Origin of the sequence: Pantoea sp. Fr-CA_6, assembly GCF_024520895.1 — a bacterium.
In the GTDB taxonomy this organism is placed as follows: Bacteria; Pseudomonadota; Gammaproteobacteria; order Enterobacterales; family Enterobacteriaceae; genus Pantoea; species Pantoea agglomerans.
On the sequence record NZ_JALNPO010000003.1, the window covers coordinates 1 to 24,885 of the forward strand.

At 54.0% G+C, this 24,885-nt stretch carries 23 protein-coding genes; 12 read left to right on the plus strand and 11 right to left on the minus strand.

Annotation, left to right across the window (positions count from 1 at the left end; all coding sequences use genetic code 11):
- Positions 1-299: 299 nt before the first annotated feature.
- From NR201_RS05980 to NR201_RS06015, 8 genes are read left to right on the plus strand one after another with little or no spacing between them, the layout of a single operon-like run.
- Entirely contained in the window at positions 300-1,934 is a 1,635-nt protein-coding gene (locus NR201_RS05980) for a TIGR04028 family ABC transporter substrate-binding protein (RefSeq protein ID WP_052061784.1), read from the plus strand.
- 12 nt (positions 1,935-1,946) lie between these two features.
- Positions 1,947-2,888, plus strand: coding sequence for an ABC transporter permease (locus NR201_RS05985; RefSeq protein WP_045140088.1), 942 nt, complete (start codon positions 1,947-1,949; stop codon positions 2,886-2,888).
- Positions 2,885-3,736, plus strand: a complete 852-nt coding sequence (locus NR201_RS05990) for an ABC transporter permease (RefSeq protein ID WP_256849494.1) — start codon at positions 2,885-2,887, stop codon at positions 3,734-3,736. The genes NR201_RS05985 and NR201_RS05990 overlap by 4 nt, the downstream gene beginning before the upstream one ends.
- On the plus strand, positions 3,733-5,352 hold the full coding sequence (locus NR201_RS05995) for an ABC transporter ATP-binding protein (protein ID WP_060679216.1): 1,620 nt from the start codon (positions 3,733-3,735) through the stop codon (positions 5,350-5,352). Before NR201_RS05990 ends, NR201_RS05995 begins: the two co-directional genes overlap by 4 nt.
- Positions 5,349-6,356, plus strand: a complete 1,008-nt coding sequence (locus tag NR201_RS06000) for a putative FMN-dependent luciferase-like monooxygenase (protein WP_062758887.1) — start codon at positions 5,349-5,351, stop codon at positions 6,354-6,356. Before NR201_RS05995 ends, NR201_RS06000 begins: the two co-directional genes overlap by 4 nt.
- Positions 6,353-7,453 (plus strand): alkylhydroperoxidase domain protein, encoded by a 1,101-nt coding sequence (locus NR201_RS06005; RefSeq protein ID WP_256849495.1) that lies wholly within the window; start codon positions 6,353-6,355, stop codon positions 7,451-7,453. Before NR201_RS06000 ends, NR201_RS06005 begins: the two co-directional genes overlap by 4 nt.
- A gap of 2 nt (positions 7,454-7,455) precedes the next feature.
- Positions 7,456-8,595 carry an amidohydrolase gene (locus NR201_RS06010; RefSeq protein ID WP_256849496.1) on the plus strand — a complete coding sequence of 380 codons (1,140 nt, stop codon included), beginning with the start codon at positions 7,456-7,458 and terminating at the stop codon, positions 8,593-8,595.
- 20 nt (positions 8,596-8,615) lie between these two features.
- On the plus strand, positions 8,616-9,461 hold the full coding sequence (locus tag NR201_RS06015; protein WP_010670393.1) for a VOC family protein: 846 nt from the start codon (positions 8,616-8,618) through the stop codon (positions 9,459-9,461).
- Between the two features lie 114 nt (positions 9,462-9,575).
- On the opposite strand, the gene NR201_RS06020 is transcribed toward NR201_RS06015, so the two are convergent.
- Both NR201_RS06020 and fhuE read right to left on the minus strand, forming a co-directional pair.
- Positions 9,576-9,986 carry a type II toxin-antitoxin system HigA family antitoxin gene (locus NR201_RS06020; protein WP_010247048.1) on the minus strand — a complete coding sequence of 137 codons (411 nt, stop codon included), beginning with the start codon at positions 9,984-9,986 and terminating at the stop codon, positions 9,576-9,578.
- 170 nt (positions 9,987-10,156) lie between these two features.
- Positions 10,157-12,379: a ferric-rhodotorulic acid/ferric-coprogen receptor FhuE gene (fhuE, locus tag NR201_RS06025; protein ID WP_256849497.1), complete on the minus strand. Its 2,223-nt coding sequence runs from the start codon at positions 12,377-12,379 to the stop codon at positions 10,157-10,159.
- A gap of 444 nt (positions 12,380-12,823) precedes the next feature.
- Between fhuE and pagP the strand changes: the two genes are divergently transcribed.
- Positions 12,824-13,393, plus strand: coding sequence for a lipid IV(A) palmitoyltransferase PagP (gene pagP, locus NR201_RS06030; protein ID WP_033768928.1), 570 nt, complete (start codon positions 12,824-12,826; stop codon positions 13,391-13,393).
- Between the two features lie 18 nt (positions 13,394-13,411).
- On the opposite strand, the gene NR201_RS06035 is transcribed toward pagP, so the two are convergent.
- Positions 13,412-14,518, minus strand: a complete 1,107-nt coding sequence (locus NR201_RS06035; protein WP_256849498.1) for a site-specific integrase — start codon at positions 14,516-14,518, stop codon at positions 13,412-13,414.
- Between the two features lie 306 nt (positions 14,519-14,824).
- On the opposite strand from NR201_RS06035, the gene NR201_RS06040 reads away from it, so the two are divergent.
- On the plus strand, positions 14,825-16,999 hold the full coding sequence (locus tag NR201_RS06040; RefSeq protein WP_256849658.1) for a TonB-dependent siderophore receptor: 2,175 nt from the start codon (positions 14,825-14,827) through the stop codon (positions 16,997-16,999).
- 294 nt (positions 17,000-17,293) lie between these two features.
- Complete coding sequence (locus NR201_RS06045) at positions 17,294-17,515, plus strand: hypothetical protein (protein ID WP_010247042.1); 222 nt, start codon at positions 17,294-17,296, stop codon at positions 17,513-17,515.
- Positions 17,516-17,690: 175 nt separating this feature from the next.
- Here NR201_RS06045 and NR201_RS06050 read toward each other — a convergent pair whose 3' ends face one another.
- The 4 genes from NR201_RS06050 to NR201_RS06065 all read right to left on the minus strand — a co-directional run bounded on the left by NR201_RS06050 (position 17,691) and on the right by NR201_RS06065 (position 19,969).
- Positions 17,691-17,873, minus strand: a complete 183-nt coding sequence (locus NR201_RS06050) for a hypothetical protein (protein WP_073999505.1) — start codon at positions 17,871-17,873, stop codon at positions 17,691-17,693.
- Positions 17,870-18,508 (minus strand): TetR/AcrR family transcriptional regulator, encoded by a 639-nt coding sequence (locus tag NR201_RS06055; RefSeq protein WP_061703176.1) that lies wholly within the window; start codon positions 18,506-18,508, stop codon positions 17,870-17,872. Before NR201_RS06055 ends, NR201_RS06050 begins: the two co-directional genes overlap by 4 nt.
- Positions 18,509-18,679: 171 nt before the next feature.
- A complete protein-coding gene (locus NR201_RS06060) occupies positions 18,680-18,991 on the minus strand; it encodes an antibiotic biosynthesis monooxygenase (protein ID WP_022624371.1) in 312 nt (103 codons plus the stop codon).
- 111 nt (positions 18,992-19,102) lie between these two features.
- Positions 19,103-19,969: an alpha/beta fold hydrolase gene (locus NR201_RS06065; protein ID WP_060679232.1), complete on the minus strand. Its 867-nt coding sequence runs from the start codon at positions 19,967-19,969 to the stop codon at positions 19,103-19,105.
- Between the two features lie 175 nt (positions 19,970-20,144).
- Between NR201_RS06065 and NR201_RS06070 the strand changes: the two genes are divergently transcribed.
- Positions 20,145-20,546 (plus strand): VOC family protein, encoded by a 402-nt coding sequence (locus NR201_RS06070; protein WP_033760565.1) that lies wholly within the window; start codon positions 20,145-20,147, stop codon positions 20,544-20,546.
- Positions 20,547-20,752: 206 nt separating this feature from the next.
- Here NR201_RS06070 and fetB read toward each other — a convergent pair whose 3' ends face one another.
- The 4 genes from fetB to NR201_RS06090 all read right to left on the minus strand — a co-directional run bounded on the left by fetB (position 20,753) and on the right by NR201_RS06090 (position 24,770).
- A complete protein-coding gene (gene fetB / locus NR201_RS06075) occupies positions 20,753-21,532 on the minus strand; it encodes an iron export ABC transporter permease subunit FetB (protein ID WP_256849499.1) in 780 nt (259 codons plus the stop codon).
- Complete coding sequence (fetA, locus tag NR201_RS06080; RefSeq protein WP_010247035.1) at positions 21,519-22,187, minus strand: iron ABC transporter ATP-binding protein FetA; 669 nt, start codon at positions 22,185-22,187, stop codon at positions 21,519-21,521. Before fetA ends, fetB begins: the two co-directional genes overlap by 14 nt.
- 301 nt (positions 22,188-22,488) lie before the next feature.
- On the minus strand, positions 22,489-22,977 hold the full coding sequence (locus NR201_RS06085; RefSeq protein ID WP_256849500.1) for a hypothetical protein: 489 nt from the start codon (positions 22,975-22,977) through the stop codon (positions 22,489-22,491).
- A 434-nt stretch (positions 22,978-23,411) separates the two neighbouring features.
- Complete coding sequence (locus NR201_RS06090) at positions 23,412-24,770, minus strand: esterase-like activity of phytase family protein (protein WP_256849501.1); 1,359 nt, start codon at positions 24,768-24,770, stop codon at positions 23,412-23,414.
- Positions 24,771-24,885: the final 115 nt, after the last annotated feature.

The following is a 24,885-nucleotide window of genomic DNA, read 5'->3' on the forward strand; positions in this document are numbered from 1 at the left end:
CCCCGAACGGTTCGTCGGCACGACGTCAAAGCCGAAGGTACCGCGTGAGCGGCGCGAGGACGGCCCGGCAGCAGCAGAGGTGCGCTGGCCCGCACTGCGGCTCGCTCGCCCGGAAAAAAAGCTGCCACGTCTGACCGTGACAGCCTTTTACAAATCTAATCTTAACTGATCAGCTTCCCACCCAATCCCGCATTTATTTTTTTCAGATAAGCTTTGACCAAATCGTTACTTTATCTGTGTGTTGCGTCATTCGATGATGATTCCGCCTGCTGAGGCAATTGATAACAAAGGAATTCACCATGAAGACGTTATTTCCCCTTAAACCACGCGCGCAAACGCTGGTTTTTACTTTACTTGCCGGGACGCTGACCTTTAACGCGGTGGCTGCACCGGTCAAAGGCGGTACGCTGATTTATCTTGAACAGCAGGCACATACCAACCTCTATCCGCCTGCCGGTGGCTTTTACCCTAATGGCGGCATTCTCAATCAGATCACCGATAAATTAACCTGGCAGAATCCCGAAACGCTGCAGGTTGAACCCTGGATTGCAGAAAGCTGGACTACCAACGCCGACAAAACCGAATACACCTTTAAATTACGGCCTGGCGTGACTTTTTCCGATGGCACACCATTAGATGCGAACGCGGTGGCGAAAAACTTTGATACCTACGGGCTGGGAAATAAAGCGCTGCGCCTGCCGGTATCGGAAGTGATTAATAACTATGAACGCAGCGAAGTGATCGACCCGCTGACGGTGAAATTCTATTTTAAAAAGCCCTCACCCGGATTTTTGCAGGGCACCGCCACCATTGGCTCTGGCCTGGTCTCACTGAGTACCCTGGCGCGCAGTTTCGATCAGCTGGGCGATGCCCGTCACATTATCGGCTCCGGCCCGTTTGTGGTCAGTGATGAGAAACTCGGTCGGGAGGTGGATCTGGTAGCGCGTAAAGATTATCAGTGGGGACCGAAAAACATTCAGCAGCAAGGTCCGGCCAATCTGGATGCGATAAAAGTGATCGTGACGCCGGAAGACAGCGTGCGCATCGGTGCACTGCTGGCGGGCCAGGCAGGCCTGATCCGTCAGGTGCAGGCCTACGATGAGAAGCAGGCTAAAGATCAGAACTTCCCGGTTTATGCCGCGCCGACCCGTGGCGTAAACGACAGCCTCAGCTTCCGTCCGGATAATCCGCTGGTCAGCGATATCCGGGTGCGTCAGGCGCTGCTGCACGCCACCAATTCCAAACAGGTGGTTGAGACGCTCTTCTCGCCGAACTATCCGCAGGCAACCTCGGTCGTGGCGACCACCGCCGCCGGCTACGTCAATCTGGCGGACAAACTCACTTTTGATCTGGCAAAAGCGAAGGCATTGCTGGACCAGGCGGGCTGGCAACCGGGTGCCGATGGCATCCGTGAAAAAGCTGGCCAGCGACTGGCGCTAACCGTCTATGAATCACTGCCGCAGCCGCAAAACAAAGAGGTGCTGCAACTGGTGGCGCAGCAGTGGCGCCAGGCGGGCGTCGCCCTCAGCGTTAAAGCGGGCGATGCCGGCAGCAAAACGCTGGATAATCTCGACCCCCTTAAGACCCCGCTGAACGTCACCGAAGTCGGCCGCGCCGATCCCGACGTGATCAAAAGCAGCTTCTACCCGGCTAACCGCGACAACCTGCTGCAGAAAGGCGGCTCCAGCGACAAAGTGAAAAACTTCCGCGATGACAAACTGAACCAGCTGCTGGTCGCCATCTCCGCTGAAGTTGACCCGGCAAAACGGTTACAGCTGACCGGTGACGTTCAGCGGTATCTGTTGGATCAGGCCTATGTGATTCCGATCTTCGAAGAGCCGCAGGTCTATGCCGGTGCGCCCTGGCTGAAAGGGGTCAGTTTTGAAGCGGTAGGCCGTCCGGCGCTCTATGGCGCCTGGCTGGAAAAACAGTAACCGGAGGTGAGGATGCGTCATTATCTGCTGCAACGTGCTGGCCTGGGGGTATTGGTCCTGTGGGCCGCGTTTACCCTGTCGTTTGTGCTGCTGCAGGTACTGCCAGGCGATGCGGTCCTGATCAAATTTCAGAATCCGGATCTCGGCCTGAGTCCGCAGCAGATTGCTGAGATGCGTCAGGCCTATGGCGCGGACAGCCCGCTGTGGCAGCAATATCTGCACACGCTGGTGGCGATGCTGCACGGCGACTTCGGCTATTCGGTGCAGGCGGGCGTGCCGGTCAGTGAACTGCTGACCAGCAATCTGCCTGGCACGCTGCGACTGGCCCTGTGCGGCTTTTTGCTGGCGACACTGCTGGCATTCGTGCTGGCGACACTGTCGCGGCTGCCTGCCCTGCGCGGCCTGCGTAATCTGCTGCAGTCACTGCCCGCGCTGTTTATCTCAGTGCCGACCTTCTGGCTCGGCATAGCCCTGATTCAGCTCTTCTCATTCCAGCTGCGCTGGATCCCGGTAATCAATCCCTCACCGTGGCAGGGACTGATTCTGCCCATTATTACGGTCGCCGTTCCGATCTCAGCGCCGCTGGCTCAGATTCTGTTGCGCAGCATCGATGAGGTCTCAACCCGGCCTTTTGTGGCGGTGGCGCGCGCCAAAGGGGCCAGCGAGCACTCTGTGCTGTGGCGGCACATCCTGCGCAACGCCATGCTGCCGGTGCTCACCGTGGCGGGCCTGCTGCTGGGAGAACTGATTGCCGGTGCGCTGATCACCGAAACGGTGTTTGGCCTGGGTGGTCTGGGACAGCTGACGCAGCAGGCGGTGAACAATCAGGATGTGGCGGTGTTGCAGGCGGTGGTGATGATCTCCGCGCTGGGTTTTGTGGTGATCAACCTGCTGGTGGATCTGCTGATGCCGCTCTTTGACCCGCGCTTACAGCTGTTACGAGGTGCAACATGAGTCTGGTTGATTACGCTGCTGCGCGGCAACCCGTGGCGGCAAAGATGCGCACTTTACGGTTTTCGCCGGGCCTGTGGCTCGCCGTTTCAGTCATGCTGCTGGCCGTACTGGCAGCCCTGTTCCCGGCCCTCTTTACCCAGGCCAGCCCGATTGAAGGAATTGCGGGTGCACAGCGACTCGCTCCGCAGGCCGGACACTGGCTCGGCACCGATCAGCTCGGCCGCGATCTTTTTGCCCGCATCGTTTACGGCGCGTCCCATTCGCTCTCCGCCGCCGTCATGGCGGTGGCGATCGGACTGCTGGCAGGTACCGCGCTGGGTCTGGTGGCAGGGGCTATCGGTGGCAAAACTGAATCAATTGTGATGCGCGCAGTGGATGTCCTGCTGGCGATTCCGGCGCTGCTGCTCTCTCTGAGCGTGCTGATTTTACTCGGCTTCGGCACCCTGAATGCCGCATTAGCGGTGGGCATCGCCTCCATCGCCAGCTTCGCCCGACTGGCACGCGCCGAAGTGGTACGCATCCGTCACAGCGAGTATGTCGAAGCGGCTTACGGCAGTGGCGGCCGCTTTTTCAGCGTGCTGTGGCGTCACATTCTGCCCAATGCGCTGACGCCGGTGATCGCCTATGCCGCCCTGCAATTTGGTCAGGCGATTCTGGCGCTGTCGACTCTGAGCTTCCTCGGCTACGGCACCCCACCGCCGGTGCCGGAATGGGGTCTGTTAATCGCTGAAGGGCGTAATTATCTGGCTACCGCCTGGTGGCTGACCACTTTTCCTGGTGTGGTGGTGGTCGCTGTGGTGCTCGCAGCCAACCGCATCAGCCAGCAACTTTCAGGAGGACGCCGATGAGCGCTCAGCCGTTACTCGCGGTCAACAATCTGACGCTAAGCTATCGCAGCGGCAACCGTTGGCAGCCGGTGGTACATAACGTCAGCTTCGAGCTGCAGCCCGGTGAGATGGTGGCGCTGGTCGGGGAGTCCGGCTCCGGTAAAACTACCACCGCACAGGCGATAATGGGTCTGATGGCGGAAAATGGCCGTCGCGAAGGGGGCGAGATTCTTCTCAACGGCGTGGATATCAGTCAGTGGTCGCAAAAGCGTTTCGATACGCTGCGCGGGGCGCGCATCAGTCTGGTACCGCAGGATCCCGGTAATTCCCTGAACCCGGTGAAAACGGTCGGCGAACAGGTGGAAGAGATCCTGCGACTGCACCTGAAATTACCGTCAGCGCAGCGCCAGCAGCGGGTGATTGACCTGCTGAATCGCGTCGGACTTAGCCATCCGGAACAGCGGGTTAAGCAGTATCCGCATCAGCTGTCGGGCGGCATGAAGCAGCGGGTATTGATCGCCATTGCCCTCGCCCTGCAGCCGGAGATCATTATTGCGGATGAGCCGACCAGCGCGCTGGATGTCACGGTGCAAAAGCGCATTCTCGATCTGCTGGACAACCTGCGGCAGGAATCCCGCACCGCCGTGCTGTTTGTCACCCACGACCTGGCGCTGGCGGCGCAACGCGCAGATCGTATTATCGTGTTTCGTCACGGCGAGATTCAGGAATCGGGCCGCACTGAACAGGTTATCAGCGCGCCTGCTCATCCTTATACCCGTCAGTTACTGAATGATGCGGCACCGCAGCGACCCGCCAGAGTTAAATCTGCAACCGCCCGTTTTTCTGCCCCCGCCATCCGGGCAACCGGCGTGATGAAAAGCTTTTCGCTGGGCAAACAGCAGCGTTTGCAGGCGCTGAACCAGGTCAGCTTTCAGGTTGCGCGCGGCACTACGCATGCACTGGTAGGCGAATCCGGCTCAGGCAAAACCACGCTGGCGCGCATCGTTATGGGTTTTGAAACCGCAGACAGCGGCGAGGTGACGCTGGATGGCATCGTGGTCAACGGATTACGCGGCGAGGCGCTGCGTCAGCTGCGGCGGAAGATCCAGTTTGTCTATCAGAACCCATTTGCCTCGCTCGATCCGCGTCAGACGCTATATGCAATTATTGAAGAGCCACTGCGTAATTTTGAGCGACTGAGCCGCAGTCAGCGCCGTGAGCGCGTAGAAGGGATGACCACGCGGGTGGCGCTGCCGCTCTCTCTTCTTTCACGTCATCCTCACGAACTTTCCGGCGGACAGCGGCAGCGTGTGGCGCTTGCGCGGGCACTGATCTGCAAGCCGGAGATTCTGGTACTGGATGAGGCGACCTCGGCGCTGGATGTCACGGTGCAGGCGCAAATCCTCGACCTGTTGCAGCAGCTCCAGGCCGAACTGGGTCTGACCTATCTGTTTATCACGCACGACCTGGCGACGGTGCGGCAGATTGCCGACAGCGTCACGGTGTTAAAAGCGGGCGAAGTCGCAGAGCAAGGTGACGTTGTCACTATTTTCAGTGCGCCACAGCATCCTTATACCCGGGAATTAATGGCTGCCATTCCTCCGCTTATTCCCTTAACCCACAAGGAGTCAGCATGAGCCGACGTCTCGGATTTTTTACCCGACTGCTGGATAAGGTGCCGGCGAAACAGCGCTATCAGCTGGCCACCGAACAGATTCAGCATGCCGAACGCTGCGGATTTGATAATGCGTGGATTGCTCAGCACCATTTTCATCAGGATGAGGGTGGTCTGCCGTCGCCGCTGCTCTTCCTGGCGCATGTCGCCGCGCAGACCCGCACCATCCGGCTCGGCACCGCCATCATCACCCTGCCAATGGAAAATGCGCTGCGGGTGGCTGAAGATGCCGCAGTACTGGATCTGCTGGCAGATGGGCGGCTGGAGATCGGGCTGGGCTCCGGTGGCACGCCGGATTCGTTTTTGCCGTTTGGTCTGACCTTTGCCGAGCGCGGTGCCGCTTTTGCCGACCATCTGCATACGCTGCTCAGCGCCTGGCGCGGGGATTCACTGGGGCATCCTGATAATCATCTCTATCCCGCCGCGCCGCAGCTTGCCGGACGGGTGTGGATCGCCACCTTCTCGGTTGAGGGCGCAATCCGTGCCGCTCAGGGCGGCCATGGCCTGATGCTGTCCCGCACCCAGCCGCGCCCGGCGGGCCAGCCTGAGCTGCCGCTGGATGCATTGCAGAATCCGCTGATCGATGCCTATCTTGCGGCACTTCCTGCGGGAACCACTCCGCGCATCCTCGCCTCCCGTACCGCATTCGTGGCCGATTCTGACCGCTATGCCCGTCAGGTAGCTGAACCGGGAATTCGTCAGCAGGCTGCGCAGTATCGTGGCGAATTACGCGGTGAACGCTTTGATGACCTGCTGGCGCAGTTTGATGCCCATGTTGGCGGCATCGATCAGGTGCAGCACTCGCTGGCGCAGGACAGCGCACTGGCGCGCGTCACCGACATCTCATTTCAGGTGCATTCGGTTGAGCCTTCGCATGCCGACACGCTGCGCTCGATTGAACTGATTGCCCAACATCTTGCGCCCGCGCTTCGTGCCGCTGGCGAACCTCACAGGAGAATTTCATGAATCAACCTGACGATTTGATCGCCACACTGGCAGATATCAATCCCGATTCCGAACTGGCCCATGCGCGCCAGACACGTCACGCCGCCACACAACATGCTCAGGGTAGCTACACCCTGTTGTTTAGCCAGGGTGATGAAGATTTTCCGCTGGCGGAGCGCCGTCTGCTGGCCGCTCAGGTTGCCGGCTGGCATGCACAACCAGGCCTGCAGGCGCACTACCAGCCACAGGAGAGTCTGGCCGGGAGTGATCGGATCAACGCGGCACAGGCTTTTGCCCATCGCCTGACCTTTGAGCCGGTTACTGCTGCTCCCGCGCATCTGGAGGCTTTAAAACAGTCGGGCTGGAGCCTGCGCGGCATTGTCACACTGGCACAGCTGGTGGCATTTGTCAGTTTTCAGAGCCGGTTGCTGGCGGGTCTGCGCAGCTTACAGGGCGATGAGGCGTCGGGTGAGGTTGCCCCGGTAGTCGCCGGTCACTGGCACGAGGCCTTACATACCGCCAGCGGCAAAACTGCCCTGACCGCGTTTACGCAACAGGAACTCGGCTGGGAGCCCTGGCTGCCGGCAAAACCGCTGTCGGAATTCAGCGAGGAAGAACAGGCGACACTGGCAAAATTCGGTCACACCGACTCCGACTATTTTCGCCTGCTGGCGCGCAATCTGCCGTTGCTGGAGCAGCGCACCCTGACCGATAAAGGCATTTTTTATACCGCAGGAGGGCTGCCACGCGCCGAGCGCGAACTGGCTGCCACCGTGGTGAGTAAGGTCAACGGCTGCATTTACTGCGCCTCAGTCCATGCGCGTAAAGCCAGCCAACTCTCAAAGCAGGATGAAGCGGTACAGAAGCTGCTGAATGTTGCACCCGGCGCGGTGTTATCTCACGGACACACCGCGCGCTGGCAGGCGATCATCGAATTCTCAGCAGCACTGTCACTGACACCTGCCCAGCCGACACAGTCGCAGCTCTCTGCACTGCGTGAACAGGGTCTGGATACGCTCGCCCTGCTCGATCTGATTCAATCAACCGCCTTTTTTGCCTGGGCTAATCGCCTGATGCTGACGCTGGGCGAACCTTTTCTGCCGGAACAACAGGGATAATCATGACTTTGCCTTTAACCGACCAACTGGTGCAGTGGCGTCGCGAACTGCATCAGCATCCGGAACTTTCGAATCATGAATTTGCCACTACGGAACGTATTACCCGCTGGCTGGAGCAGGCCGGGATCCGGCTGTTGCCGCTGGGGCTGAAAACCGGCGTCGTGGCTGAAATCGGTCAAGGCGAATCCCTGATCGCCCTGCGCGCGGATATCGATGCGTTACCGATTGAAGAAACCACCGAACGCCCGTGGCGATCACAGCAGCCGGGCGTGATGCACGCCTGTGGTCACGACGTTCACAGCGCCGTGATGCTCGGCGTGGCGTTACGGCTGAAACAGCAGGAAGACACACTGCCAGGCCGGGTACGGATTCTGTTTCAGCCCGCTGAAGAGACCTTCAATGGCGCACGTCAGCTGATTGATGCCGGTGCGCTGGAAGGCGTTCAGGCGATATTCGGCCTGCACAACGCGCCCGACCTGCCGCTGGGCACACTGCGTAGCCGGGCGGGTGCGTTTTATGCCAACGTAGACCGCTTTGTTATCCGCATTGAGGGCAAAGGCGCCCATGCCGCGCGACCGCAGGAGGGCATCGATTCGATTGTGATTGCCAGCCATATCGTAACGGCTCTGCAGACCCTGCCGAGCCGGGTATTCAGCTCGCTGGAAACGGTGGTGCTGAGCGTGACGCGCTTTACCGCCGGTAACACCTGGAACGTGCTGCCACAAAGCGTTGAGCTGGAGGGCACCGTGCGCACCCACAACGGCGAAATTCGGGCGCAGATCCCGCACCGCATGCGATCCCTGATTCAGGGTATTGCCGCCGGGTTTGGTGCGACCGCCGAACTGGAGTGGACTGAAGGACCGCCGGCCCTGATTAACTCGCCAGGCTGGGTGGATGTTGCGCTGGACGTTGCCCAACAGAGTGGCTATCTCGCGGAGCACGCTGAGTCGCCGCAAATGGGAGGAGAAGATTTTGCCTTCTATCTGCAGCAGGTGCCGGGGGCATTTGTCAGCATCGGCAGTGCCAGCGAATTTGGTCTGCATCACGCCGCCTTCGATCCTGATGAAGCGTTGATTGGACCGGCGGTGGACTACTTCACGCAGCTGGTGCCGCGCGCGTTGCAGATTGTGGCGGCGCAATGACGAAAAAAAGGAGTGCTGCTATGTCAGTTCAGGTTCCACAACCGATTCTTGATCATGCTGTGATTAACGTGGCCGACCAGCTCGACAGCGCCAGCGCGCGCTTCCGAAGGCTCGGCTTTCAGCTCACTGAACGGGGTCATCACTCGCTGGGATCGAGTAATCACCTGGCTATTTTTGGTGAGAACTACCTGGAACTGCTGGGCTATGAGACGGGCAAAGGGAGCCAGCGCGCCGATCTCTGGCAATCGCCGCTGGGATTGAGCGGTCTGGTGTGGAAAAGCAGCGATGCAGAGAGTGAGTTTCAGCATCTGCAACGGCAGGATCTGGATGGCGATCCGCCAGCGGCTTTTCATCGTCCGGTTACCCTGCCCGACGGTTCGGTGAGTGAAGCGCACTTTAGGACCGTACGGATTCGCCCTTCGCTGGTACCCAATGGCCGCAGCTTTTTTTGCCAGCATCTGACGCCCGAAGCGGTATGGCAGCCGGCATGGCAGCGTCACCCCAATGGCGTGCGTAATATCAGTGAGTTTGTGATTGTCGCGCAGGATCCGGCGCTTTCAGCGCTGGTCTATAGCCGCCTGTTTGGGGCCGCTAAAGTGCTCGCCTGTCCCGAAGGCGCCTTTGTCCTGCGCGCGGGTGCTGCCACGGTTCGTTTTGCTTCGGCAGACTATGCGCAGCAGCGATTTGGCCCGCTGCCGGAAGACTATGATGGCAGCGCCCGGATGGTCGCGCTGGGTTTTGAGACGGAAGATCTCGACCTGGTGAAACGCGCGCTGGTGAAGGGTGAAATTGCCTTTCAGGAGCAGCCCGAGGCGATTGTGGTGGAGTCGGCAGAAGGTTTTAACCTGGCATTGCGTTTTACCTGAGTGCAGATTCAGGAGGTGATGAAAAACGCCTCAAGTGAGGCGTTTCTTCAGAGCACGGACCGATAAAATATAAAGACTTATCGAATCTTAATAGTCCATCGCAGCACGCTTAAATCAGAAAAACAGAGATGGCGACAGGCCAAACCGGGCGCATAATGCCCGGATATGCGACACAGTCAACTGACGTTCGCCGCTGAGGATTCGGCTAACCAGCGATTTTTTACCGATCTCATTTTCGAAGTCGCTCAGGCTAAGATTGTGTTGCTCAATAAGCACGCGCAGAATGCCGGGGCCTGTGCTGATTTCATTTTGACGTGCATTAAATTCGGCCAGCTCCGGATCTTTATCTTCATAGTGAGCAATGCGCGCGCAAAGCAGGTCAACCAGCGGATTATCCGGCTCATGTTCAATCAGATATTCGACCAGTTTCAGTGCTTCTTCATAATCCTCGCGCTGGCTGCTGCCAGCCAGCAGCGGTACCGCTTCAGCGAGCTCATTTGACAGCCTGATAGCTTCAGTATTCATTCGGTAACCTCCCGATATTTCGCGGACAACTGTTGATCGCTCTGCACATGCTGTGAAGCCTTTCAGCCGATCGTTTCAGCAGACAAAGGCCATAAAATTAAACTCTCCGATCTTAATATAAAAAAACGCCTCAACTGAGGCGTTTTTCACAGGCTTTACAACGACACAAATCAGAAAGTGTAGCTGGCGGTCACTGAGAAATTACGCGGTTCGCCGTAGACTACGGAGCTGGCCACGTTAGTGTCATACTCTTTGTCGAACAGGTTATTGAGGTTGCCCTGCAGCGACAGATTTTTGTTCACCTGATAACGGGCGAAGAGATCAACCAGCGCATAGCTGCCCTGACGGGCACGCCAGGTGCCATTGCCTTCCGGGCCACCGACGTCATTCCAGATATGTGTCTGCCAGTTCACGCCGCCACCCAGCGTCAGCTGCTGCAGCGTCGGCAGGCGATAGCTGCTGAACAGGTTAAAGCTGGTCTGCGGCAGTTGCGGGTTAAAGGTGCTGCCATCGCGGTTTTCCGCAATGTAGCGCGTGCCGCCCAGGGTCATCTGCCAGTTGTCGGTTAATGCGCCGTTGACTTCAAACTCCACGCCACGACTCACCACGCCTTTACGGCCAATGTACGCGACATCACCTGACCCCTGAACCGTCTGAGTGGTTGCTTCACCGACATTATTCAGCTCGGTGCGGAACACCGAAATCGAGGTGGTGAAGCGACTATCCATCCAGTCAGATTTCAGGCCTGCCTCGTAGTTTTTACCGATGATCGGCGACAGGTAATCGCTGTTTCGGTCGCGATAGTCCTGTGGCTGGAACACCGAGGTATAGCTGGCGTAAGCCGACCAGTTTTCAGCGAAGTCATAAATCAATCCGCCGTAAGGGGTGGTGTTATTTTCTTCCATTTCACCACCAGGCGTTTCACGGTTCCAGTTGGTGTAACGGGCACCGATAATCAGGTGCAGCGGATCGGCGAGCGACAGACGGGTCGCCATATAAGTCGATTTCTGGCGAACCAGTTGGGTATCGCTGGCAGGCAGACGCGGCGTCCAGGCCGATTCCGGATACTGACCGTTAAACTCGTTGTAGTTGCCCAGCGACTCTGATGAGATATTCTCAAAGGTACTGAAGTACTTGTTATCCTGGCGGGTGTAATTGACGCCGACCATCAGCTCATGCTGACGACCCAGCAATTCATAAGGACCGCTGGCGAAGGCATCAACGGCATCCACTTTACGTTTACCCGTGTTGTAACCGGTCCCGCCTACCACCGGATAGTTGGCATAGGAAGAGACGCCCGCCCCGGTGTTACGATCGAAATAGCCATCAAGATAGATCTGCTTACTGTCGAGGCGCATCTCGTTGTGCGCGCCGTTCAGCGTGATGTTCCAGCCGTTATCGAAGTCCTGTTTCAGGTTCACAAAGACTTTACGGTTCTCTTTATCGTTGTAGGCCCAGTCAGGTGCGGTGTTGTAGCCGCGTCGGGTATGTATCTGCGTGCCGTCTGTGTACCAGCGCGGCGCGCCACCCCACATGGTGGAATCCGTATTGACCTGGCTGAATTCATAACCGACCGAAAGCGTGGCAGAGTCGGTCAGGTCAGCGTCAACCACGCCATAGATGAACTGTTTTTTGGCGCCATAGCGCTCTATGAAGCTGTTGTTATCCTGCCAGCCCGCGATCAGCCGGCCACGAACATTGCCGGAGTCACTGAGCGGAGCCGAGAGATCGGCCACGTAACGCTGCTTATTCCAGCTGCCGTAACTGGCGGAGACAGTGCCGCCGAACTCTTTGCTGTCGGCGTGTTTGCGCACCATATTGATGGCGGCTGATGGATTACCCGGTCCGGTTAACAGACCGGTCGCTCCGCGCACCACTTCAACGCGCTCATACATTGCCATATCGGTCTGCGCATCACCCAGGTTCCAGCGAGCGGCAAAGGCAGTAGGGATACCATCGACCATGTAGTTGTCGATCATAAAGCCGCGCGCATAGTAGTTGGTGCGATCCATATCACCACTGATACCGCGAATACCGGTGGTATTTGCGAGCACATCATTCAGCGACTGGAGTTGCTGATCGGCCATACGCTGCTTACTGACGATGCTGACTGACTGCGGGACATCACGTACGGTGCCCAGCATTTTAGTGCCCGCACGGGTAACCGGTACGCTGTAATCAGTGGCGGGCGAAGCGGCTACGGCATCATCGGCTGACGCGCTGACCGTCATAGTCTGGTTATCGCTGGCAGTGGGTGCGCCTGTCTCTGCGGCATGAGCAGCGTTATGCGCCAGCGACGAGGCGACGATGACAGCCAGCAAGGAGAAGCGGAATGGACGTTGCAGAGCAGAAGTGTCCGTTGCCCTGGGGTGTTGAAGATCGAAAGCGTTCATTAATTCCTCAATTATCTTTATGTTTTTATGCTGCCACTGTCACGACCATGCTTCCTGCGGACATCGCTGCCCTGCTTATGGTTTGAGGAACCAGAAACCTTTCCCTGAGCGCCTGCGCGCGGGTGTGATGAACTTCTAAAACAAATGAGAAATATACGCATTGCGATTATCATTGCAAGATTTTGTTAGCAAACAATACGAATTTTTTCAGGGAATTGTCTGCGCGTGAAAGGCGGCTGGAGGGTAATAAAGGCAAGGAGGCGTTTATGGGGTCAGCGCGCCCGCTGACTTGTCAGAGAAGCAGGGCTGCTGCATCATTTTTTGATAAAGATAAAATCCTGTAATGGCCGTTCATTGAACTGTAGTTGTCACTCCTGATGCCACAATATCCGTCTTAAATCTTTTATCACCTTATTTAACACCAGATATTGCAGGAATTCGTACGTGCGCAAAATTTCAATGCTTAAAGCGCTGATAACGACCACCGTTTTCAGTGTTTTTTCAGCCCACTCCGCCACACTTGTGGAGACCGTGAGTGCGGGCTGGGATAATTTCAGTGATAAAGTCGCCACAACCTGGCAGCAGCCTGAAGGTTACGACTTTTATCTGCCCGCGATTACCTGGCACAACCGTGCCACTTACGATCGTGAACACATCAATAAATATAATGAAAGACCCTGGGGCGCGGGCGGAGGTATCTCCCGCTACGATGAAAAAGGGAACTGGAACGGCATCTACTTAATGGCGTTTAAGGACTCCTTTAATAAATGGGAACCCTTTGGTGGCTATGGCTGGGTGGCAACCTGGCGTCCGCTGGCCGACCAGAATTTTCACTGGGGCGCGGGTTACACGGCGGGCTTTACCGCACGGCACAACTGGGATTATATTCCGGTGCCAGCGCTATTGCCGCTGGCCTCTGTCGGCTATGGCGATCTCGATTTCCAGATGACCTATATTCCCGGCACCCATAACAACGGCAACGTCTATTTTGCCTGGCTGCGCTACCACTTCTGACAGTTGCCGATATAAGCGTTAGCGTGACATTGCCATGAGCGAGAGATCGTCCAGCGTGAGGGTTTCGCCATCATAGCGATGACGCAGGAGATGGTAGCTTTCGCATTCAATAATCTGCTCAACCGCGTCCGAAAAGATAGTCATGGCGCTGCGCATCTGGCTCAGATAGTCATGAGTGTCATAGACCCGATCGATACCTTCCAGCGCATGGTTCATGATTTTTCGGGCGACGTCATTAGGCGTGTCGAGCGCTGAGAGTTTTGAACGCGCAGTCCTGCGCAGATCGCGCGGGGTAAACGCCTCCAGTCCCAGCCCACGGGGAGCGCGGATCATCCGGCGAAGTGCCTGATTCATCGCGCCTTTTGACAGCGGCTGTTGCGGATCGCGTGGCGCGGGCACCAGCCAGGGTGAGGCTGGCTCGGCGGCGCGCAGCAGTGCTTCGATGCATTGACGCATCAGCGGTGAAATGGGCAGCACATGCTCCCGCTGCGATTTATTGCGCGTACCCTGCATCCACAATCCTAATTGCAGATCGAACTCCGCTTTCTGCGCCTGCACAATTTCATCCGGCCGCCGGGCGCTGACCAGGCATAAACGCAGCGCCCAGCGCGCCTGTTCCGAGAGTGCCCAGTTATCCAGCCCGTGCCAGAACACCCAGATTTCTGCATCGGTAAGTTGCCGACTGCGCGGCGGCGTAGCGCGACCCGCGACATCACGCTTTTTCATTGAAGCGATGGGTGAATGATCGAGATAGCCCTGCATCTCGGCCCAGGCAAGAAATTGTTTGGTCAGCGCGAACACCCGCCGCGCCTCCTCTTTTTTACCGTCGGCGATCAGAATGTTATAGAGCCGGTTAAGGCGTAAGCGGTTCAGCGTTTTGAGTGGCTGCGAACCGATGTTCGGCAGGACATGTTTCAGCAATGAGGAGATGGCGATCTCAGGACGACGCCGGCTGATCAGCAGCGAGAGTTTTACCCAGACCTTCATCACCTGCTCCACCGTGCCTTCATCGCCAAAATTATCCAGCTCGCTAAGTGAAGCCTTTTTAACCTGCTCCAGCCAGATCAATACATGGCGGCCTACGTGGGCTGAACGCGCAGGGATCTGTGTCAGATCTGGGGTCACATTTATACCTGTTAGACATGAAGAGCGGGCCATTCTATCCATTGTTTATCTGTGACTCCAGACCTAATAAGTCTGGAGTCATAAAGACGCGTTCTGATGAAATCTGAGGAAGTTTTCGGGTGATGACCAACAAGTAAAACTAACGTCACTTCTCCCTTCTGGTCACGGTTATGGCGAATAAATAGCCCATTGTTATGGAATGTAAAGGTGGCTTACCGCGATATACAATGATAACTATTATCATTATCATACGCATTTGCTTACATGCCTTAATACTTCAGGGAGATTTTCTAAGTGAATGTAACCATGCGTGTCCATAAGCGCCCTGTTGCGCTACTGCTGGCCGGTTTATTGAGTACCTCTGCTAACGGCGCTAATCAGGAAGAGACAGAAAAGCTGGCTGATGATGAGACGATGCTGGTCACTGCTGAACAGGAGCTGAAACAGCAGCCTGGCGTTTCGGTGATCACCTCGCAGGACATTGAGAAAAACCCGCCGGTCAACGACCTTTCCGACATTATCCGTAAAATGCCAGGCGTTAACCTTACCGGCAACAGCGCCAACGGCGTACGCGGTAACAATCGTCAGATCGATATTCGCGGCATGGGGCCGGAAAATACGCTGATTCTGATCGATGGTGTGCCGACCACCTCGCGCAATTCGGTGCGTTATAGCTGGCGCGGCGAGCGCGATTCCCGCGGTGACTCAAACTGGGTACCACCAGAAATGGTTGAACGGATTGAAGTGATTCGTGGACCGGCGGCAGCGCGTTACGGTTCCGGCGCGGCCGGTGGCGTGGTTAATATCATTACCAAACGCCCGACCAATGACTGGAGCGGATCGCTGTCGCTTTATACCAACCAGCCGGAAGATGATAAAGAAGGCGCAACCCGCCGCGCTAACTTTAACCTGAGTGGTCCGCTGGCGGGCGATGCTCTGACCATGCGGCTCTATGGCAACATCAACAAAACCGACAGCGATGCTTTCGACATTAACCAGTCGCACAATGGCTCCGGCGCCGCCGGTCGCGAAGGCGTTCGCAATAAAGACATCAACAGCGTGCTGTCGTGGAAGATTACGCCATTACAGGTGCTGGATTTCAGCTACGGATACAGCCGTCAGGGCAACATTTACACCGGGGATACCCAGTACAGCAACGGTGCCGGTAATGCCTTGATCGAATCTCTCGATGGTTCGGAAACCAACCGTCTGTATCGTCAGACCTGGGGCCTTGCGCATAATGGCATCTGGGACTGGGGACAATCTAAGCTCACCTTTAACTATGAAAAAACCAATAACACCCGCCTGAATGAAGGCACGGCGGGTGCGGGTGAAGGCCGGATCAACAGCAACACGTTCTCAACCAGTCGCTTTGAAAGTTACCGGGCAGGAGGCGAAGTCAGCTTCCCGCTGGAACTGCTGCGTGAACAGACCGTTACGCTGGGAGCCGAGTGGAACCGTGATGAGCTGAACGATCCAAATTCAATGAACGGCACCAGTGCGCCTGGCGTATCCATCGACGGTGTCAGTGGTGATGCGGGCAGCCGCAACAGTAAAAACAGCGCAACGCTGAGCTCACTCTATTTTGAAGATAATATTGCTGCGACCGATAGCACTGAAGTGATCCCCGGTCTGCGCTTTGATTATCACGACACCTTTGGTGCGAACTGGAGTCCGTCGCTCAATATTTCTCAGGCTCTGGGAGAAAGTTTTACCCTGAAAGCGGGTATCGCCCGTGCGTTTAAAGCCCCTAACCTTTATCAGTCCAGCGAAGGCTATTTACTGGCGACGCGGGGAAATGGCTGTCCGATCAACGTTACCCGTGGCAGTTGCTATCTGCTGGGCAATGAAAATCTCGATCCTGAAGTCAGCATCAATAAAGAGCTGGGTATCGAGTTCAGCCAGGATGGCTATGTTGCGGGTATCACCTGGTTCCGCAATGACTATAAAAACAAAATCGTCTCCGGGACGGAGGTGCTGGGTTACGCCTCTAATGGTAACAATATCCTGCAATGGAGTAACGGCGGCAAAGCGGTAGTGGAAGGTCTGGAAGGCAATTTCACTATCCCGCTGGTCAGTGACGAGCTGGAGTGGCGGACTAACGCAACTTATATGATCGAGTCGAAGGATAAAAAGACCGGTAATCCGCTGTCGATCATTCCTGAATACACGATCAATACAATGCTGGACTGGCAGGTGACGCAGGATTTCTCCACTAATCTGAACTGGACAATGTATGGTCGTCAGAAACCACGCCAGTATGCGGAATCCCGCACAGAAAACAATTCTATGTCGAATCGCGAAGTCGGCGCTTATTCAGTATTTGGTGTCAATTTTAATTATGACATCACCAAAAATCTGCGTGCCAATGCCGGGATTAATAACCTGCTAGATAAGCAGCTATATCGCGAAGCTGATGGTGCATCAACCTATAACGAACCGGGACGCGCATATTATGCCGGGCTGACAATGTCCTTCTGATCTGCAGCAGCGCTTCCCGGTGGAAGCGCTGTTTTTTCGTCTTCGTCGAAAAACCTCCTGTTTACACTCCCCCCGATTTATCTTCTCAGTGCTAATCTCTGGCTGCCGCTTATCGAGCCGGAAAGTATCTGGCTCACGGGTATGGCATTAAATACTTACATTCCCTCTGGAAAGCGTAACGATAGGTAACTAATGTCGTGATTCCTGTATCCCGGCCAGCGAAACACCCCAGAGTACGGCTATGCTCTGTCGGGTTCAACCTGCAACTATAACTAGCTATCAGGATATTAAGTGATGAAAAAATTATCAGTTATCGTTATTGCTACCGGACTGTTTTTGTCGGTGAATTTACAGGCTAATGCCCAGGGCTGTCTTAAGGGAGCCGCAGTAGGCGGCGTCGCAGGTCATGTTGCTCATCATGGTGTGGCCGGTGCCGCAGCGGGCTGCGCAGTCGGTCATCATATGGCAAAGAAAAAACAGAAAGAGGCTGAGCAAAATCAGCAGTCTCAAAAATAAGCTGAGTTTGTAGCATCGATGTAAATCAGCCGATTACCGGGCAATGATAATGTCCGGTAATCGCTGAGTGATAACTATTCAGAGTCTGTTGCATCGCTAAAGTACGGCGCATTAAGGGCAGCCGGTTATGTTAATTATGTTTATTTGAACTCGATGTCTTTAAAGGTGCAGTGATTTAGGTGAGTGACCAGAAATTTGAATAAGGTACGCATATTTTTAATTCAGACAGTGGAAAACGTCTTTTGAAAAAACGTCCTTTATCGACCCAGCCGCACAATGCCATGCCATCTTCATATTCAATTACCACCATTATTCTTCTTCTTTTTCTTCGCCGAACAATGGTGCCCACTTCAATCATGCGGATGCCTTAACCGCACTATTGCCGGTTACGTCATGGGTATCTGAAAGTATCGTTCTGACAATGAAGTCATTACTTTTTCTCAGATCTCCAATCGCTGGCTGGAGTTTTCCATATATCCGCATACCTTCCAGCATCATGAAAATGCTTTGAGCCATGACTCGCGCATCTTCATCCTGGCGAAATACCCGCTGATCCTGGCCTCTTTTTAAGATGTTCTCTATCTCGTTAATTAAATGGTTAAATTTAAAGGAAACTTTCCCTTTAACCTCTTCGTCTCCGGGTAAAAGTTCACTGGCTGCCGCAATAGTAAAGCACCCTTTCTCTCCGGCAGGAGCAGATGATAACTGAGCCACAAATTCGAGCGTTTCTCGCAATGCAGCTTCTGGCGACATTTCTTCATTTCGTTTCACTGTCCTTGAAATGCCTTCATCCATATATCGCTGCAAAGCAGCCAGGTAAATAGCACGCTTATCGGGATAAAGTTTATAGATGCTGGCACTTGCAAGACCTGATGCTTTCATAAGATCAGCCATAGATGTTGCCTGATATCCCTTCTGCCAGAAGCATTCAAGTGCGGTGTTGAGGAACGTCTCTGGATCGAATTCTCTGGGTCTGCCTGCTGATGCTTTCATGAGGTTCTCCTGTTTTGAAGATTGATTGTAGATCGATCAATCTACAATTAAAAGGCTTTATCTAAACCTTGTGTTAAAAGTCATGCTTTTTGCCTGGTAAAATTTAATGCTGAGTCAGCGGACAGGTTCAGGTGAGTCATTGGCCGCCTTCTGGCGGCGGCAGGCAAATACTTATAATGGGATTACAGTCTGGACCTGATGCTGAAAAACGTAGGGATCTGATAGCAACTCATATTCTTCATCGTCCGGATAGGTAACAGCAATTTGATACTGTTCGCCTGCAAAGGCTTTGATGGCTTCTAAATCTTCCCAGTACGTCGCAAGGAAGAAATGTTCCCACTCACCCTGCGTTTCTCTGCGTACATACGCTCCCAGATTCCCTGGCGTCGCTTCTGAATGTTCAACACCAGTCTTCTGCAAGTGAGTTGCAAAACCTTCAGCGTGCCTGGCCGGTACGCATCCGTGCCATGTTCTGACAATCATGTTGCTATCCTCATGTTGTTGAAGGGTTTTAACCATAACATGACAATGCAGGAACAACGATTCGTTTTCTGGGGTGGAGAATGGGATGTTATGTTACTGCGCACCGGCCAGTTAAGGATTCTCATGCAACAAAAAATGCCGGAGCTCAGTGGTAACTTCTTCTGGTGCTTCTTCAGCCATATGGTGACCGCTGGCTATCGCTTTACCCCGAACATGCGGTGCCCAGGATTTCCAGATGCCCAATACGTCGCCGTAAATATCTTCCAGATCATCATATTTTGACCATAAACAGAGCGTCGGGCATTCAATCAATCGCCCATTCTGACGATCATAAAGCTCATGCTCTTTGTCTATAGTAAGACCGGCACGATAATCCTCGATCATCCCATGTACAGTCTCCGGATCGTGTATAGCTCGTCTGAATTCAATGTATTCATCATTCCCCATTGTTTCGGGCTGGCCTCCATACCACTTGTCCGGATCGGCTAAAATTGCCATTTCGGGTTTTTCAGGCTGAGCAAAGAAGAACCAGTGATACCACTGTCGGGCAAACTTCTCATTACATCGGTTTAGCGCTTCAAGTATGGGTATACAATCCAGTACAGCAAGCCGTGTAATTCGCTCAGGGTAATCAAGTGCGGCCCTATATGCTGTATAACTACCTCTGTCATGTCCCACCAGCGCGAATTGATCAAAACCTAACTGGCTCATCAACTCAATACAATCTTTCGCTTTAGCTCGCTTAGAAGAACCAGCATGATTGGGCTCATCTGCAGGTTTAGATGAGCGGCCAAATCCCCTTAAATCGGGACAAACCACGGTAAAAGATTCGGCAAGTTGCGGGGCCACCTTTGACCAGGTTACATGGGTGCGGGGGTGTCCATGCAGCAGCAAAACCGGAGGACCATTACCTCCATAGCGAACATTTAGCACTGCTTCAGAAAGTCTGATTTGTGTATGAGTAAATCCCTCAAACATTTTTTGATACCCGCGCCATGGATTTATAAAAATTATAGGCTTAAGTCAGCTGATGTATCTTTATTACAACGGCTTAATACTGTGAAGACTGAATCAATTCACTTAAACCAGGGATACTCGTTTGTGTTAAAACAATGTTTCAAGGCAACCAGGCCTGAAACATGACGGAGCAGAAATGAGAACGCAAAAGCGATGTATGGGATATGTGGCCATCGTGGTTGATGACTATGATCGGGCAATTGAGTATTACACCGAAAAGCTGGGTTTTACCCTTGTTGAGGATACACCGCAGCCAGGTAAACGCTGGGTTGTAGTTACACCTGACCCTGAAAGCGACTGCAATCTTCTTCTGGCTCGCGCTTCAGATGACAGACAGGAAGGTTTTATCGGCAATCAGTGCGGCGGAAGAGTATTCCTTTTTCTGCAGACGGATGACTTCTGGCGAGACTACAAAGCCATGAAATCGAAAGGCGTTACATTCTCCCAGGAGCCTCGTGAAGAGGAGTACGGAACCGTGGTGGTTTTTGAAGATCTGTACGGCAACCGCTGGGACCTTTATCAGAACAGGCAGAATTAAACACCAAAGCCAGTTGTGTATCAGGCATTCAGATGAACAATCAAAGCACGAACCCTGCAGGGATATTTCAGATCAGCGGGGAGTTTTTTGCAGCATCCCCTGAGCACTCTGCTATCAATTAAGCGCTCGCGAGCAACAGAGCGCCGTGTGATAGCAGACTTACTTTCCTCACCAGCTATAACCTTCAGATCCGCCAATCAGTTTCGCTAATCCAGCGATCTATCCGATATGTTTAGCTGCGCCCTGGCATTATAAAAACGACGATAGGATAAATAGACAGCAATGATCGTTGACAGACTGGCAGTTCCTATCAGCATAAACGTAACCATAATCTGATACTTAATCGCCTTGAGCGGATCTATTCCGGCGAAAATCAGTCCGGACATCATCCCTGGCAGGCTGACCAGTCCGACGGTTTTGGCAGCGTCCACCGTCGGCATCATAGCTGTACGAATGCTGTCGGCAATGATGCGGCCCGATGCCAGCTTCACCGATGCGCCAAGGCTCAGCATCTCCATAATTTTCTGCTGGTTGTCGCTGAAGCGCTGGTTCAGGTTGCTGTAACAGAGCCCTACTGCGACCATGGCATTACCGGCGATCATGCCCGTGATGGGGATGACCTGCATCGGAACAAACGCTATCGCCCCGCTCAGCACCAGAATCGTTAGCGTGATAACGGTGCCACTAAAAATAGCGACAAACGATATCGTAAAGGCGTTATCAATATTTCGTCCGCGTTTACGGGCGTTGATCGCGGCATTAACGCAGATAAACAGCACCATCAGTACCGTCAGCCAGCTGTTATTAACATCGAAGATCGACTTTAATACAAAGCCGACAATGACCAGCTGAATTATCGCCCGGGATACACTCCAGAGAATATCTTTGCTCATGCCGAGCTTTTCTTTCTGGCTGATAAGCAGCGCTATGGCCACCAGCGTCAGTGACAGCAATAGAGAGGTGTCACTGATATTATGCTGATTCACGCTTATTCTCCTTTTCTGGCGGCTCAAGCCGAAGCACCTGCTCAGCCTGCTGGATATCGTTAACGTCATGGCTAATCCGCACCACGGCTACCTTTTCTTCAGCTGCGATCCGGTTAATCAGTGAAAGTACTGATAGTCTGTTCTCTTCATCAAGTGCGCTGGTGACTTCATCCAGTAACAGTACCTCAGGCATAAACTGCAGATTGCGCAGTAGTCCGACACGCTGCTTTTCTCCGCCTGATAGTTGTTCAACAGGTTTATTCAGCATATCCGGAGAGAGATTTACGCTTTCCAGCGCAGCAACAAGTTTGTCCCGCTGAGGTTTCTGACGTCGAATCTGCCATGGCAGCGCCAGGTTGTCATATACCGTCTGACCAAACAGTTGCGGCGTCTGAAAACAGTACGAGACCTGCTGGCGATAGGCCTCTGCTCTCAGCGTGGTGATATCACTGTTCCTGAAGAAAAGTTGCCCGGAGGTGGGGGTAATCAGCGAAGCAAGGATTTTGAGGAAGGTACTTTTTCCGCTTCCGGATGGGCCGGTCAGCAAGACGCAATCACCCTGATATAACTGCAGGGAGACCGGTTTCAGTAGCTGCCTATCCCCGACTGAAAAAGCGACATCCTGCACATCCAGCAGGAGTGAAACTCTGTCCATATTTGCGCCTCAGGACCTGACAAATTGAGTGTTGGCAGTATCAAAAAAAGCAGGAGTTACCCTTCATAGGCAAATTACCGGTACTGCATGTTGCAGCGCACTCACACTGCTGGCGTGGGCGCTGCAAGGCAAATGTACATCAGGCTATGAAATATAAGGCATTTAATTGCGGCTATGCATCTTCTGAGTAAAAAATCAGTGTGTAAAGGTGTCCGCCAGCCAAAATTCAATATGATCCTGCGCGAGGAAGTGACAGGCACCGGGTTTGAATCAGAGTGGCAGACACGCTGCCACCCGACAATTATTTGTTTTTCCAGCTGGTTGAAACCGGGTTGGTTACGGTGTTTTTTTCCTGAGTATAGGTGCCGTTCTGCTGCGCAATGGCTTCACCGGTATCCACAATGGCATTCTGAATAAAGACGTTCTGCTTGTCACCTCTGATAAAAGTTAACTGATGAAAAGCCGTTTTATTGCCCCAGTCAGCAGAAGGCAGAGAGATAAAACGCACGGTGAAAGTTTCATCATCAAACTTGCCCTGCATGACGTAAACACCGTAGTGGTTTTCGCCCTGAGAAATGATTTTATAGGTACCGTTGTCGTAATAATAAATCTCCGCATCCGGAAACGGCTTTTTGTCATACATTTTTCGGTAGTGCAGCACCTGTTTGATGGTGGGCTGGCCGAAGCTGACGGTGAGGTTTTTACCATCTGCCGACGTCGTCAGACCTTCAGCGTGAACACTGCTCATCAGCATTAACAGACTTGTAGCGGCCATTGCGGTTGCTTTCACTCTCTTTCTCCTCAGCGGATTATGGGGACAACAAACGTATAAGATCCCAGAACTTACACGGTGTGGAGGGTCTGTTGAAGAGGCAGATAACACATTATTACACAATGTTATAATCACGCCCTGTAACCTGCGGTGGTGAGCCGTAGTTGGCCGGGTTGCCCGCTATCGAAAGCCATCCTGTGCGGAATAAGACGGTTATCAAACTGAAAGTAAAAAATAACCGCCAGGCTGGCGTTTAAAGTTCGCTAGTGACGCTTAGCATCGCAACGCAACGCAGTGGAAAGCTGTTTAACTGCTTAAACGAATATCGGTCTGCTGCCGGCCGCTATAACAAAACGGCGCAGACCGATATTTCGCGGGTATGTCCGGGCTGTATCCTGCTCTTTTACAGAAAGTCAGGAAATTAAGGAGACAGCCCAGGGTAAGGGGAACGTTTATTTCAACGATTCCGGCAGCGTTACGATCCATAACTCGCTGTCCGACTCCGGTTTCTTCAGCGGCTTCACGCCGATCGTCGTTGCAACCGGCTTACCCTCTACAGTAAGTTCCCCCTTTTCGTTCAGCCGATAATCCTTGCGCTTCTTACCTTCCACCGGATTTTGCATGACCGTTTTCACGCCGAAGTCATTGTCATTGGTGACTGCCAGAGTTTTACTGTCGATCAGCGCCAGTCCTTCGGCCTTCTCCTGCTGCCAGCCGAGTTGACGTAAATCGACCACCAGCGTTTTAGCTGCGAGCTTAATGCCTCGCTGCGCCAGCGCTTTCTCATCGTCCGACTCCGGATACTCACCAGGCTTGTCGAATGCGGCAAGATCGGTAGCCGCACTGAGGTCCACCTTATAGATAAGGTTGCGCATCGCGTCGTTTTTATCGCTGCCTTGTTCAATTAAGAGGATATGCTGATTATCGAGCGCCACGATATCGCCAATTTTGGCGTCGCTGTTTTTACTATAAGCCTCGCTGTCGATAGGGTATCCATACATCGCGGTTTTACCGGTCGCCGGATCGAAGCTCACCAGCCGGGTAAAGCGCGCCTGCTTTTTACTTTTACCGTCGATATCCAGCGTACTCTGCACCGCGGCGATGATGCGCCCGTCCGGCATACGGGTAAGCCCTTCAAAACCACGATTAGGCTGACGCCACTTAAGAATATTAGGCAGTCCGCCCGCAATGGATTTTTCCCCTGCCATGGCCTGCGGCCCGTGAATCGCCAGAATCTTGCCGCGTTGATCAACGTTAATCAGAAACGGGCCATATTCGTCGCACAACCAGTACCCGCCCTTCCCGTCCGGCGTAATGCCTTCCGTATCCAGACCACGGTTATCGCCCTTCAGCACTTTCAGTGTGTCGCTTAACGCGACTTCATTGGTTGAGCCGATGACACCATCCTGTAGCGGCAATCCGTTAATGTTGCCCTTGTCGTCATGCAGCGGTCGGGCATCCGTGGCTTCTGCTTTGCCGTTCTGCACCCGAATATTCATCAGCAGCGGAGCGAAGTCTGGCGTGACGAAAATTTTTGACTCATGCTTGCCCACATCGGGTGAGTCGGCATTCGGCCCGCGATCGGTGACGGTCGCGAAGGTGAGCGCATCCCCCTGCTTACCGGTAAAGAGCAAACCGGAGCCGATTCCCACCGGCAAACCATCCGGAAACGCACTGGCGAACGCGCCGCTGTAGCTCACGCGCGTACCTTCCGGAAAACTGACGATATAGTGCTCAGCCGGAGGTTGCGCCGCAAGACCAGAAAACGAGAGCGCACAACTGATAATCAAAGAAATCGTTTTTATTTTCATAATATTAAAATCCATGAGGGAAAGCTGACAGCGTAAAGACGATAAATGACAGGAAAATGATATTTGCGGTAAAAACGGACTGCTAACAGGTTGATTTTTCCACCGTTAAGGCGCC

Bases quoted from the DNA above. Each gene is read 5' to 3' on its own strand.
- NR201_RS05980 (WP_052061784.1), top strand. From the start codon at position 300: ATGAAGACGTTATTTCCCCTTAAACCACGCGCGCAAACGCTGGTTTTT.
- NR201_RS05985 (WP_045140088.1), top strand. From the start codon at position 1,947: ATGCGTCATTATCTGCTGCAACGTGCTGGCCTGGGGGTATTGGTCCTG.
- NR201_RS05990 (WP_256849494.1), top strand. From the start codon at position 2,885: ATGAGTCTGGTTGATTACGCTGCTGCGCGGCAACCCGTGGCGGCAAAG.
- NR201_RS05995 (WP_060679216.1), top strand. From the start codon at position 3,733: ATGAGCGCTCAGCCGTTACTCGCGGTCAACAATCTGACGCTAAGCTAT.
- NR201_RS06000 (WP_062758887.1), top strand. From the start codon at position 5,349: ATGAGCCGACGTCTCGGATTTTTTACCCGACTGCTGGATAAGGTGCCG.
- NR201_RS06005 (WP_256849495.1), top strand. From the start codon at position 6,353: ATGAATCAACCTGACGATTTGATCGCCACACTGGCAGATATCAATCCC.
- NR201_RS06010 (WP_256849496.1), top strand. From the start codon at position 7,456: ATGACTTTGCCTTTAACCGACCAACTGGTGCAGTGGCGTCGCGAACTG.
- NR201_RS06015 (WP_010670393.1), top strand. From the start codon at position 8,616: ATGTCAGTTCAGGTTCCACAACCGATTCTTGATCATGCTGTGATTAAC.
- NR201_RS06020 (WP_010247048.1), bottom strand. From the start codon at position 9,986: ATGAATACTGAAGCTATCAGGCTGTCAAATGAGCTCGCTGAAGCGGTA.
- fhuE (WP_256849497.1), bottom strand. From the start codon at position 12,379: ATGAACGCTTTCGATCTTCAACACCCCAGGGCAACGGACACTTCTGCT.
- NR201_RS06040 (WP_256849658.1), top strand. From the start codon at position 14,825: ATGCGTGTCCATAAGCGCCCTGTTGCGCTACTGCTGGCCGGTTTATTG.
- NR201_RS06045 (WP_010247042.1), top strand. From the start codon at position 17,294: ATGAAAAAATTATCAGTTATCGTTATTGCTACCGGACTGTTTTTGTCG.
- NR201_RS06050 (WP_073999505.1), bottom strand. From the start codon at position 17,873: ATGATTGAAGTGGGCACCATTGTTCGGCGAAGAAAAAGAAGAAGAATA.
- NR201_RS06055 (WP_061703176.1), bottom strand. From the start codon at position 18,508: ATGAAAGCATCAGCAGGCAGACCCAGAGAATTCGATCCAGAGACGTTC.
- NR201_RS06060 (WP_022624371.1), bottom strand. From the start codon at position 18,991: ATGATTGTCAGAACATGGCACGGATGCGTACCGGCCAGGCACGCTGAA.
- NR201_RS06065 (WP_060679232.1), bottom strand. From the start codon at position 19,969: ATGTTTGAGGGATTTACTCATACACAAATCAGACTTTCTGAAGCAGTG.
- NR201_RS06070 (WP_033760565.1), top strand. From the start codon at position 20,145: ATGAGAACGCAAAAGCGATGTATGGGATATGTGGCCATCGTGGTTGAT.
- fetA (WP_010247035.1), bottom strand. From the start codon at position 22,187: ATGGACAGAGTTTCACTCCTGCTGGATGTGCAGGATGTCGCTTTTTCA.
- NR201_RS06090 (WP_256849501.1), bottom strand. From the start codon at position 24,770: ATGAAAATAAAAACGATTTCTTTGATTATCAGTTGTGCGCTCTCGTTT.